A 13,175-nucleotide genomic window follows, 5' to 3' on the forward strand; every position below is an offset into this window, starting at 1 on the left:
ATTGTTTATCAATCCCGCCTTTCAAACCTGATATCAAAAAATTTTTTCCTCTTCTTCTTTTCTTCGTTTTTGATCTCTTCTTTTTTGATCTCCTCGGCTTCTTCTTCCTGCACCTGTGCAATACGTTCTTTTATTGCGTTGTATCGTCTGGCATTATCTATCGAATCCTGGTAGCGCTTGGCATTTAAGCGTTCAAGCGCGATGATGGAGTCTTTCAGACGTTGTTTCTCAGCGTTAATAGCTGCCGTATCAATCAATGTTGCTGCCTGACGGCTTTTATAAACAGAAAATCCAGCGAACAGGGCCAAACTGGCAAGTAAAAGCATGAGCCCCATCACCACCGGCTTCAATCCTCCATAGGTGGCTCTGTTCATTAAGCCGCCTGAAGACGGTGAGCGACCGGCAGATGCCATAGTTTCTTTCTGCCAGTTATTTTCCTGCATAGCGACAAGGCCCGGTATTTCTGGCCTGATGGCGGCTTGCTGATATTGCATCAACAGCCCTTTCAATCTGGCGTTTTCACTTTGCAGTACAGCGATATCACCTGTGTTATAGGCATAATTATCTACGGGCGAAGTGCTGTTTATTACAATGGCCTCGTGAAGCTCCACTCCGTTCCTGTACCTGTTTTCCGGTCGCTTTTCAAGGCATTTGGCAATTACGGTAAGTAACCAGCCGGGCACACGCATTTCCCTGGCCCGTTTGTCGTCGCTCCAGCTTGCAGGAAGGTTATTTCTGCGCAGAGCCAGTACATCCGGAACCGGAGTTTCCATATGCGAAATCATCACCGCATTTCTGGATGTTTCCCCTTTATCCAGCAACGGAAAAGGAACAACCCCAGCAAGCAGTTCGTATAATATAACTCCGAAACTGTATACATCTGTTTCGAAAAGCATTTCGCCCGAGTTCTGCTCGGGCGCCATAAATTCTATGGCGCCGGCATGCCTTAAACTGGTGCGTCGCTGTTCGTCAGACATCACGGCAAGGCCGAAATCCAGAAGCATGTAATTGCCCGAATGCACGTTAAACTTTACGTTATTACTTTTGATATCGCCATGCTTCACATCCACTTTGTGGCAATGAGCCAAAGCGTTAGACAATTGGTCGGCAACTTTAATCACTTCCCGAATGGTGAACACCGGATCGTGAGGTGGCTTTAATAACTCCTCCAGATCGGGCCCCTCTATAAATTCCATTTCTATGAAAGGCAATGATCCGCTTTCGGTAATCCCGGAATTAAGGATCTTAACTACATTCGGGTTAGGCTCCTGGTTAACTCTTTTTAACTTGGTAACCTCGTTTTTAAAATCCCTGAAATTTTTATCGTTATCGTCTTCGGCATGAATAGGCGTTGGTAAAAGCTTAACAGCGGTGATAATCTCTCCAATGCGTCTGCCCTTGTAGACAGAACCCTGTCCACCGGTACGCAGCGCGCCCATATTCTCTAATCCTTCTGTTATGGTGAATACTTTAGTCATTGATTTAATAATATACAAAGACTCAGGACCTGAACTCCCTTGGTCTTTAATGTGTTGTGTGTCGGGGGGTATCCCAGAATCTTTGTGTGTTATATAAAACTATAACTAAGATTGTGCCGAACTTGAAAATTCTATCACGGCAGTTTCGCCGAGAATAATTTGATCCCCTTCTTTTAAGCGATGCCCGATATGTGTTGAGTTTAATTTCACCGGGTTATCATCATCGAACGACTTAATTTTGATTTTATTTTTGGGAGGAACGCCGCCCTCGTCGGCAAAAATCATAAAACAGCCCGCATCATTGTTCCATTCAATATGCGCATGCTGACGGCTGATGTATTTATTACATTCGTTGCCGCAGTCGCCAGGGAAGGCAATGGTATTGATCCTGAAAAAGCCATCTGCGGTCTGCGCTTTTTTTTCTCTTCCTATTGTAATTTTTCCTGAAGAGGAATTTATTTCATATTCATCTTTCTCGGCCTGACCGCTTAACACCCTGATGTAGGCAGTACCGGACTTGTGTATAGTTTGCTGACGGGTTTTTATAAACAGTGCAGCATGAACTTCGTTCAGCTTTTTTGCTTCCGGCGGCAGTTCGTCTGCAAAGGTCACTTCCAGTGTCCAGCCGGTGGGTAAATCGATCGCAAAATCATCGGCAATTCGTTGAACTTCCTGTTTGAAAAGCTGTGGTTCTTCGATATACACTGCAGATTCATACACATGCTTTTCGTTTTCCGAACATGTGATAAACAGTTGGATTCCCCTGATATGCTTCCCTTCTCCTCCTTCAACAATTTGTAATTCTTCTTTTATCGAACGTAGCAAAGCATCGCGAAGGCCTTTGACGTCCTGCGGACTCTCTGCATCGGTATTAAATATTTCGAACATTGACTTACCTTTCTATTATTAGTAATGACCTGATTATAAAACAGAAATCATGCCTTATTGTTGAGCCGTCAACAGGCGTTTTCCTGCGATTTATTAGTTTGTACTGAAGCGTGTTAATAAGATTTGCTCTTGCTAAGCGACATCACATTTATCCGCCATTCGCTGTATCGGGTGCTGCCTGCGGTGGATCAGCATCGGGCGATTGAACAGGAACAGGCGTATTGACAGGTGCCGGCGAAACTACCGGGCCACCCGGAGCCAGTGTACTATCCCGGCCAAACTGCGCCGGAAGTGGCTGCGAGGTAGTAAAGCTCTTGATATACCCCTTTTGCAGAAGCAGCGGAATAACATGCTTGCCGGCCAATGCCACCGCATCACTCGAACCCTTTGTAGATTCAACACGAATACATACCACCAGATGCCCCTGCCCTTTAGCTTTGGGTGCGAAAAACACGTACCATCCATCATTGATGCGTTCCTTTTTCCAAATCCGTTCGGGTGTTCCGGTTTTTCCTGCTACCGCGATACCGAGCGTATAGACCTTGGGCGCACTCTGCTTAATCATATAACCTTTAATAATGTCGGCATATGCGGGTTGCTCCGTAAGTTTGAAGTTCCCTTTAACGCCTTGCGGAGTATTGTGAACTTTTAGAACATACCGATTGGCTACAATATTTCCCTGGTTGGCAATGCCTGCCGCCATTCTGGCTATTGCCGCCGGAGTTGCAATTAATTCGCCCTGGCCCCAGGCCATACCTGAGATACCCTTGGCACGTGTACGCCTGATGTTGTTCGGATCGTATCTGGGCCTGGTTTTAAACTCTGTGGTTCTCCATAATTCGCGCCATTTGTTCTCCTGCTCCGGATTCAGTCCGTCTTTCTCATAGTAATAACCACCTACACCACGCAAGAACATCCCGGATTTGAGGTACACGTTTACCATTTCTTCCTGCAACTGTTCTTCGTTTGCCAGCTTAATAAAGTACACGTTATTCGACTTTTCGACAGCTCTTTCTAAGGTAATCCGGCCGGTCTCGTCAGGCTCGATGCCTTTGGTACGGATACGTTCGTGCGGACTGACCATGTAAACTTTTTTGGCGGCATCCAAGCCAAGCTTATTAAAGGCAGCAATTGTGGTTGCTATCTTAGCTGTAGAGCCGGGTTGCGTGGCATAGGTAAACCCGAGATCCTGGGTGGTCATCCATCGCGACAGCTTATTTTGTTCCGACATGGTCATGGTCATCTGCTCCCAGTTGTTTATCGGCGGAAGCGGATAATTAGCCGATGCCAGCACATCGCCGGTATAATCTTCCATAATCACCACCGAAACCCTGTTGTCTTTTAATGAATCATCTGCAGCAATTGCCCGCTGAATACTGGTTTGCAGACGTGCATCGATAGTTAATTGAACGTCGCGATTGCGCTGCTTAAACTTCTCTACTTCCTTACTGTTAATGCCGGCCAGTAGCAAAGGAGCCAATTCGCTATAATCCTTTTTAACCACTGTCATCTCTTTAATTCCACGTGCCAGAAAGCGGTCTTCGCGATAAGCGCTGGCAATGGCTGTAACTTTTTCGGTGGGAGTGTTAAAGCCTCTCAATTCAGCGCCATGCTGATACTCTGCAAAATAACCATTAACACTTCCATTAAATATTCCTGTATTCGCATCGCCGATCCAGAAGAAAGTTTCTTCGGCAAAAGGGTAATACCGGTCAAGGCGCTTATGAATAACCGAATCCATATCGAAGTTCAAACCGCCGGAGGCCCGCAAAACCCCCTGCTGCTGCCGCATAAGCTCGGGTTTACTTGTGGCCAGGAGCCTTCCGTCTCTATCGTATAAATTACCGGCCTGCAACCTGTTCATTAGAATCGCGATCCGCGGGTTATAACTAAACATCCGTAAACCGCTTCTGTCTGCAACCAATGCCGGCTGAACAACCCATTTTTTGTTATTGAACAAATAGCGCGAAACGTTAACCGTAAGTAACAGCACACCAATTAATGCTGCTGCTAATGCGGGGATCAGATTTTTGTCGTGTTGCTTTGTGATAAAACCCATCTGTACCTCGGTACCTTTTACCATAGAGGCCGACATTAAAAATCCCACTGCAATAAAATTAGCCACCATTGATGATCCGCCGTAGCTCACAAAGGGCAATGATACTCCGGAAAGCGGCAAGGCGCCTGTTGATCCGCCTGCGATAAGCAGGAACTGCACAAACGTGCTTATCCCGATACCGGCACTGAGGTAGAATAAAAATGGCGTACCTGTTTGTCGCCCGACGTTAATAGAGCGGTGGAGATAAATAAGAAAAAGCATGAAAACACATACAATGCCGGCCCATCCAAATTCTTCGCCAATGGCAGGCAAGATCATATCGGTATGTGCTTCGGGAATCGTTTTACCGAAACCTTCGCCAATACCCTGGCCGGTGATACCACCGCTGGACATGGCCCAGATTCCGTTGGCAACATGGTCGCCACCGTAAACTTCGTTATTCCATGCATCCTGCCAGATCGCTTTACGTTCTGTTAAGCGTTTTACCGGGCCGGGGAACAATTTATCAAGATATGGAATTTGGTCAATCAATAAAAACCCGGCTATGATTACCAGAGCCATAATAGCCGACTCGCTAATTTGCTTTCGCTTAAATATCATAGCGATGGCAACCAGAGCGACAGTTATCGCCGTGGCCAGCCAAATGCTGTTCAAGATCCAGGCAGCCAGCACATACAGCACTACGGAGCCTATCATAAACATAAAATCGCCTCGGGAAAAAGAAAACAACACGATGAATGTAAAACACACTACCATAGCCGGACCAAGGTCGCCCAGTATCAGGAACAACAGGATGGAGATTAAAATCGCTGCTAAAGCGAAGTAAAAGAACGACCAGCGCTTGCGATAACTCCGGTATTCGCTGATAAAGCGCTCGTTGGTGGCGAAAAATCCCGCCAGGAAAAAAATGATGATATACTTCACAATTTCGCTGGGCTGGAAACCAAACAAGTTTACTTTAACACCACTGCCTTCGGGACCGGTACCAAATACGATGGTGAGGCCCAGCAAAAGAACTGCAGCGGCTGCCCATGGCCATCCATTGGCTGCCTTCTTATTATTCTTGAAGACGAACATCCGGTACAGGCTGTTATCTACATTGAACTTGCGGACTTTAACAAACATCATGGCGCAGATCCCAAAGAGGCCCAGACCCAGGTAAAGGAGAGTGTCCTTAGCCAAAAAGCGGTCGCGTAGGGGATCTTGCAGACTGAGCAGGGTCAAAATAGATAAACCAGTAAGCAACATTACAAAAGGTATGAGCAATTGATCTGCTGCAGGAAATCTTAAAGTCAGCACCAGATGAACCAGCAGAAAACCTCCAAAAAAACATGCCATAATAATCCAGAACCATTCGTTGAACTCGCCGGGTTCTCTTACAATTAAAGAGCGTTCTTTTTTAAGAATATTAAAATCGCGGGTCGACAAAAGCCGGATAGTATGCGGAGACTGTACAAAATTAAGTTCTTCGTCATCATCCAGTTGCTGTACTCCCTGAGATATACCAAACTGGAAGCCCGGCTTTAAAGGCAAAAGTTCGAAAGCTTTATCATCGGGTAAACCCTTAAAAACATATTTGCCGTTAGCGTCGGTACGGGCATAGGCTGTCAAAGATTCCAGTTGTTTGTGCTTAAGCGAATCCAGCAGGTAAACGCGTTTAAAACCGGCGCCTGTTTCGATAAGTTCGGCTTCAACCTCTGTTACAGTTTCGCTGTAGGCGCTATCCTGGGGCAAGATCATTTGAAGCCGCACCAGCACACCAGGTACCGGCTGCTTTTCCCTGTCGCGTATTATGCCGGATATGCCATGCTTTCCTAGCCCAACCTCAGTGGTAGCTGGCAATTGCTGAGGTTTTGAGCGCTCCTGCGAAAAAGCGATCGAATCGTCTCCGGTAAACCCGAGTAAAGAGCGCGATGCTTCTACCCGCTTTCGAAAAGTTTCTCCTCCTTTTATGTAGGCCTCATCAGCATCAACAAAGAACTTACGTTTGTTTAACTCTCCGATATTATCGATTGGCTTACCTAAGGGATTCAGGCCCTTTTCTACCACCGAACCAATCAGGTCTATATCTTTTTGATCATCGAAGTAATAGCCCTTTTGCAGCAAGGTCCGTATCCCCTGACCGGCATCTTTGCTATTGAGATTAAGCATTGTTCCGTTGGTTAAGCGGCTACGGACATCTTTAAAATCACGCTGTATAACAGTATAGAGGTAGACAAAAAGCGACGCAAGAACTACGGTGATTAACAATAGAAAAAGACGCTCTGTCTTTCTTCCTCTTTTTATTAAGGGAGTATCTTCTGTCATTTTTATCTTGGGGGTAGGGTATTTAACGAATCTGTTCTGAACATGTAAGCTCCCGCGAGTCGGCCGGTAATGTATTGTCTGTCGGGAAAAACGAAAAAGTTTTGAACTGGCCATTTACAGTTGAAAAACTGCACGTTGCGCAAAAACAAAGCATCGTTCTGGGCCGAAACAGCCACGTTGAAATTCTCAAATTGCAGGCCGTCGAGCAGGATAAAGCGGGAATCTGCAGAAAGCTCGATTGCCGGACCTTTAAAGGTACTGTCTGCGCGTAAAACAATTTTCCCCCTGGCAAGGATAAAGAGCGAATCCTGATGAATGTCGAGCGTATCACTGATAACGATAGCTTGTTTAAACAGCGAATCGGAGAGCACCAGGGTATCGTTACCCACGGCGTTTATAGCTTCCTGCAGTTTTTTTTCCTCTGGGTTCCGCTTATCTTCAACGGGCGCAATAACAGGATCTTTACTATCAGAGCCCCTCGTATTTTTCCATAGTAAAAACAGAGTAGTTCCTAATAAGAACACACAGAGCGCTGCCAGTATTTTGTTTACAGGACCGGTTTTTTTTGAATGCGATACCGGCGGCGCGATTGGTACAGGCCGGTTTTCCGGCAAGCCTGGCTGTGGCTTAGTCAAAACTTTTTTTTTCTCTGCCCCGCTGTGGATGGTGCCAGCCGGCGGTGTTGCCTGCCAGGATGAGGCCGAGTCGTTTTGGACCAGTACTACCGTAATATTATCTTTTCCGCCATTTTTATTGGCCAGATCAATTAATTGTTTCGCCTTGTCTTCCAGTGAGGCCTGCCCCATTAAAACGCTTGTAATAGCGTCCTTGTTCACCATATCTGTAAGCCCATCGCTGCAAAGCAATAGCATATCACCCGGCAAAAAGGGCGAACTACCGGTTTCGATATAGTCGTCCTGGTTCTCGATATCTCTGCCGAAACCTAAAGCCTTATTAATTTCATTTCGCTTAAGATGCTTCATGGCGGCATCTTCATCAATTCGACCGGAGTCTTCCAGAAAGCCTACGAATGAATGATCCTTAGATACTTTTACTAACGAGCTGTCGCGCAATAAATAAAGTCTGGTATCGCCTACATGTGCATAGTGAAACTGATTGTTTTCCACATCAACCACCGCCAATGTAAGTACGCAAGCCATTTTACTGTGCTCCTTTGTTTGCAGCTTCTCGTCAAAAATCTTTTGATTGGCTTCAATAAAAGAGGATTTCATGGCTGCGATCAGATCGCCCGAAGGCTTAGCAAAATTCTCGAATATGGAATCCCGGGCAATCTCTGCCGCAATCTCTCCACCCGAATAACCTCCAACGCCATCAATAGCACAGGCAATAATGAACTTGTTGTCCATCACCTTTTTTGCTATGAAGGCATCTTCATTATTATCGCGTACTTTTCCAGTATCGGTTATTCCAAAAAAGTTCTCAGCCATTACGTTTATGCGTGTTTTTTATATCCTTGAAATGGGCTGCCAGTAAAAAAGCACAAATAAAAAGCAGCGCCACAGTTAATATCTGAGACATATTATGATTTAAAAATATTAACTCCTACTATTCCGTTTAAAATCATTCTCGAATTAATAGGAAGCTCGACCCATATTGGCGAATTTTCGTCGCTTCGCTCCACTTCCTTCTCGTTTACAATAGTTTTTTCACCAAAAGAAGCCAGGTAGAATTTACCGTCAGATTTATCATGCTTAATAAACAGATGCGGCGTATTGACCCATTCTGACGGGATTTTGAAAACGTTGGAATCTGTGCTTGTCTCTTCATCGCCAGACACTGTGATCTGCTCATCTTTCATAAAGTACTCCACTTTATGTCCGCGGTAAGCCTTATCGGGAAGAATGGTTTCAAAACGAGCCAGGCCGGTTTGTTCTGTATTTTTAAGTTTCGTTTCGTCGTATTTCAATTCCTCTACATAAGGTACCTCATAGTAGCCTTCGCTGTAAAAGTTGAAGCCTTTCAGGATATCATCGTTCACATCAAATGTTTCGGCAATACCGGTTTGGCGCGGAATAAATGTAACCCTGAGATTCTCATCCTTTTGGCTTCCGCCAGGTAACAATTTACCGATAAACCCTTTATCGCCCCGCGCATAATCGGGATGTGAAACAAACCGGAACACCCATTTGCTGCTCGATGGTTCCACGGTTTTACCCTCTGCACGGTACTGATTCAGCACTTCATAAAATTTCTTTACAGCTTCCTGAACGATAAGTCCGAAAATCCCCTTCTTATTGTCCATAAATTCCCGGTAATCTTCGGGATTGAAACTGATGATATACTCGTGGTAAAAAACTACCCGGTCGGCGAAAGTTAGCTGACCGATAGATTCTTTGAATTTATCTATAATATACTTGTATACAACATTCGGAGTGAGTGCTTCGGGTTCGGTAGGCGCCGAACCGCTATCGTTTAAAAACCATTCATGGATGCCTATACGTTGCCAAAAAGAGGGTTCTGTTGTCATTGCTTTTGCGTTCTAAATGTGGTTATTGTGATAATGAATTAATAGAACCAAAAAAGGGGGGCGGATGTTTGAGTGGGCGAGAGTTTGCCTGCGAATAGCCGGTAAGGGCAAGCGAAGTGACGCTTAAAGACTTGAAAACTATTTAAAGACTCCCCAGAATGAAGCGACTTTTGAGCTGTGTTTGTTCAGTAGTAATCGAATGGATTACACGAACAATTTTTAGATTATAAGTTTCTGACTGGGAGATCACGACTACATAGCTCTTTGTAAGCTGTACGTTCGCTCAAGGTAGGTCCATCCTCCGTTCATCCTACGTATGAGTGGTGTTGATTACCAGATGTGCTAAGCGGTGGAAACAACCGGACGAAATCTTCAGGATCTTGGTTTCTCTATAGACACGACAATAGACACACCTACAACCTCATCGCTTTTGCGCACCGGCGTATAGGTTGAAACAGTGTCTAACACGACCGAGTTATAATGTATCTGTTGTTTTTGTTTTACCTGCTGGCCCGACACAGCGCGGCCAAAACAGGTGATAAACTTCCCATCAATTCTGTTTTTAGTGTCCCGGGCGAAATCGAGAATACTATCGCCTTCGTGAATTTCTTTGCCATGAAGAACCAGGCTATTTGACGCTGCCTTTTCATTGAACAACTTTATCCGAAAATTGGGGTAAACGAAAAAGCAGACCGAATCCGAGTCGTTAAAAGTTGCTTGTAAGCTTTTTAAAATTTCTTGCACTCTTTAGTAATAATACGGTGTTAAAGATATGCATTATCTCTAATTCATGACTGGCAACTTCAGATGCAACTCCATCATTTTGAGTTGCATTACTATCGCACACATTGTATCGAAAGCTGTTCTGAGAGATGACCCTGCAAAGATGATTGGACATTAACTGAAAAAAACAGAGCAGAAAATTGACAAATCGTATAAAATTCGTACAGTGGTAAATATCAGTAGTTCAAAAAATGAAAGCAAATCACAACGCTGTTGGTTAAACCCAGATACATTTTCACATGTCGCCCTGCCCGATTCGCTTTTCAATGCGTTTATCAGGAACAATCCAGATTATAGCAACTAATATATAAATGCCAAAGCTTACCCAGGCATTGATAAAAGCCATAATTATGGCAGTAAAATATAAAACCAGGGAAACCTTCCCTTTAGAATCCTTACCTATGGCTTTACTGAGAATTGAGTTATTCCCATGATGTTTGACCAGTGTCCTTACCAGAATGGTGTACGAAACTGCATTCATAAAAAGAACAAATCCATAAAAAGCAACCGGCCATGTTGTAAAATGGTTTTCTCCCATCCAGCCGGTAACAAAGGGGATTAGCGACAGCCAAAAAAGCAAATTGATGTTCGCCCATAGAATGGTTCCATTTACGGATTCAACCACCTGAAGCATATGGTGGTGATTATTCCAATATATTGCCAGATAGATAAAGCTTAAGAGATAGCTAATAAATATCGGAAACAGAGGAACCAAGGCGGTCACAGTATCATCATGAGGTATCTTCAATTCAAGAACCATAATGGTGATAATAATAGCAATCACGCCATCACTAAAAGCTTCGAGTCTACCTTTTTTCATAATCCTGCAAAATTTGCATTTTGCAGGCCAAGATACAAGAACGGTTTCGTTCTGCCTACCGTCAATCCCAAAGAGTGAAAAATTTCGTTGAACGATTCTATAACGCTATTTCCTATAATTCCTCTTCAACCACTCTTCAGGCACCGGAACTACGCAAATATTCATAGACTTTCCATCGTCAGAAAGCATAGCCGACTGAATCTGAATTCGGGTTCCATCCGGACTGAAGGTAGGGTGAATATGATCGGAAGCCGTTTCCTTATGTCCCTTGGTTAGCTCAATCATTTCCCGGCTGTGTCTATCGATAAGATAGAGGGTACGTGAAAAATCATCTCCCGTTGCCCATCTTCCATCAGGCGAACCATGCACGTGCCACAAGCCGCTTCCGCTTGCCGTTTGCCCCGCAATAGTCATTTCGCGGGTACGGAGGTTTACAATACCGAGGCCGGTTGGTTTAGAACGGTTTCCCGATGGCCCCCAGTCGGCCTCCTGCCCCGGATTGGCGCCGCTCACTGCAGTACCAGGAGCATTAACTCCCGTATTTTCTGTTCCAGGGATCTTTCTATGTCCCATAATCGCTATCGCCACTTCATCCCGTGATATTACTGCTTCGTGGGTTACCCATTCATAATCGGCTTCCGGATAAAGCGGGCGCAGTCCTGTACCATCGGCCATTACAGTCCATGTACGCTGAGGAGACTTCCCCCCGGTTTCCCAGCAAAAAACGATCTCTCCGGCATTCCAGGGATTAGACTGAATATGGCCAACCTGAAAAGGTACTGATACCACATGTTTTAGCGCGCCTGTCCGGATATTCATGCTTCCAATCCCCGAGGGGCCAGCTCCCATATTCCGGGGGCCGAAAGCCTCGGCTATTTTTGTTCCAGCCGCAAGATATTTAGCCGATTCCTCTTTCCCCACACGGAAATATACCGTCTCTTCTCCGCCATCCAGGGCCAGGTCGCCGCTGGCCCCCATAGATTCCGGCGTGGTTCCGCACACGCGCTGATAGACCGATGGCTTCTGCATTTTCCCCGCTTTACTGTCGGCAAAAACCCTGGCCAGATCCACCTCTATTACCTGCATAGGGCGCGGAGCGTTTCGGCGTCGTGCGGGTTGGGTAGTCCCCGCTTCGGCCGCTGCGGGAGTCGGAACCGGAACGTTCCTTAAAAAATACAGCTTCATCGATTTTTGAGCAATACTCAGAGCTCCACTATAGCCGCCTTCGGTTACCTGCACCAGGTCGCCGGTCTTTTCATTTACCGCCATGGCTTCACCCGGCACACGGCCCGAGCGAAATATTATCCACTGCCCGTCGGATGTCCATTGCGGATGTGTCGGATATATTTTACTATCTCCCCCTGGAGTACTGGTGAGGAAGGTTAACATGGTGCCTGTAACAGGATCTTTTACCACCTTTCGTTCGGATGGAAATCTTCTGCCGATCTGCGCATCGGCCAAAGCCGGAAACATTAAAAAAGCACACAAAACTGTGCTGTAAATTAAATCAAGTCTGTTTTTTGTCATAGCTTTAAATTGGTTGAGAAGGACTTTTACTTTTTTGGGATCCATAAAAGTCTTCTTTAAACCAAATTACAAACTATTAAAGAGCCAGATTCATCTGCGCCGTATCATTTTTGTTATGCTAAGTAACGTTTTGGTGGCGTAAACTATAACCCTTTTCGTAAATCTTTCGTAGAAAGCACTTACGAAAATAAAGGCATTCAACGCACAAACATTCAAGCTAACCTCTAATACTAAATTGAAGCTCAATAAAACGACAAATACGGCAAGCCGATCAATACTTGGTGCCATTCAAAGCATAGCATTAACCATCGTACTATCTTTGGGGGTTGCCGGACTGTTGAACTGGAAATTTGGGTTCCTGAACACGGATTCCTTGCAACAGTATGCCTTGCATCCGCTAACTTCAGCTTCTCTGATCCTATGCGCTATAGCCATTGTGATGCTTAACACAGAAAAGAGCCAATGGCAGCATCCTTTTGTACCCAGGCTCATTTCAATTCTTGTCATCGGAATAGCTGTTTCGAACATGGTCTCCTATTTTGATGGAAAACCGTTGCTCAACCCAGTGCAAAGTGCTGTTCCGGTCAATTCGGCATTCCTGTTTCTTCTCACCGGATTCGCCATTCTACTGTCGAGTTATAAAAAACATTTCTTCTCTCAATCACTGTCTCTGATAACCGGCGCGTTTGCTATATTTTCCCTTATCGGACGTATACATAATATGCCCCAGTTCTATGTACCATTTAAAAGTGGCTCGATAGTGGTTCCCGGGATAGTTTGTATGCTGCTTCTGGCTACATCAATGCTGGCTTCCGGCAGAGAAAA

General features: G+C 45.2%; 8 protein-coding genes. All 8 read right to left on the reverse strand.

Translation table 11 applies throughout. The annotated features are described in order from the left end of the window. Nucleotides 1-8: 8 nt before the first annotated feature. Nucleotides 9-1,478: a serine/threonine protein kinase gene (locus J3P43_RS01220; protein ID WP_255898149.1), complete on the reverse strand. Its 1,470-nt coding sequence runs from the start codon at nt 1,476-1,478 to the stop codon at nt 9-11. Between the two features lie 105 nt (nt 1,479-1,583). Then, nucleotides 1,584-2,366, reverse strand: coding sequence for an FHA domain-containing protein (locus tag J3P43_RS01225; protein ID WP_255898151.1), 783 nt, complete (start codon nt 2,364-2,366; stop codon nt 1,584-1,586). A 148-nt stretch (nt 2,367-2,514) separates the two neighbouring features. Beyond that, nucleotides 2,515-6,732 carry an FtsW/RodA/SpoVE family cell cycle protein gene (locus tag J3P43_RS01230; RefSeq protein ID WP_255898153.1) on the reverse strand — a complete coding sequence of 1,406 codons (4,218 nt, stop codon included), beginning with the start codon at nt 6,730-6,732 and terminating at the stop codon, nt 2,515-2,517. A gap of 2 nt (nt 6,733-6,734) precedes the next feature. Further along, on the reverse strand, nt 6,735-8,180 hold the full coding sequence (locus tag J3P43_RS01235; protein WP_255898156.1) for a PP2C family protein-serine/threonine phosphatase: 1,446 nt from the start codon (nt 8,178-8,180) through the stop codon (nt 6,735-6,737). Nucleotides 8,181-8,272: 92 nt separating this feature from the next. Next, the gene (locus J3P43_RS01240; RefSeq protein WP_255898158.1) at nt 8,273-9,220 is read right to left on the reverse strand and encodes an FHA domain-containing protein; all 948 of its coding nucleotides are present in this window, start codon (nt 9,218-9,220) and stop codon (nt 8,273-8,275) included. 372 nt (nt 9,221-9,592) lie between these two features. Continuing rightward, nucleotides 9,593-9,964, reverse strand: a complete 372-nt coding sequence (locus J3P43_RS01245) for a hypothetical protein (RefSeq protein ID WP_255898160.1) — start codon at nt 9,962-9,964, stop codon at nt 9,593-9,595. Between the two features lie 274 nt (nt 9,965-10,238). Then, nucleotides 10,239-10,823: a TMEM175 family protein gene (locus J3P43_RS01250; protein WP_255898162.1), complete on the reverse strand. Its 585-nt coding sequence runs from the start codon at nt 10,821-10,823 to the stop codon at nt 10,239-10,241. Between the two features lie 105 nt (nt 10,824-10,928). Continuing rightward, nucleotides 10,929-12,350 carry a TolB-like translocation protein gene (locus J3P43_RS01255; RefSeq protein WP_255898164.1) on the reverse strand — a complete coding sequence of 474 codons (1,422 nt, stop codon included), beginning with the start codon at nt 12,348-12,350 and terminating at the stop codon, nt 10,929-10,931. Nucleotides 12,351-13,175: the final 825 nt, after the last annotated feature.

This window comes from Paradesertivirga mongoliensis (assembly GCF_024436395.1).
GTDB lineage: Bacteria > Bacteroidota > Bacteroidia > Sphingobacteriales > Sphingobacteriaceae > Paradesertivirga > Paradesertivirga mongoliensis.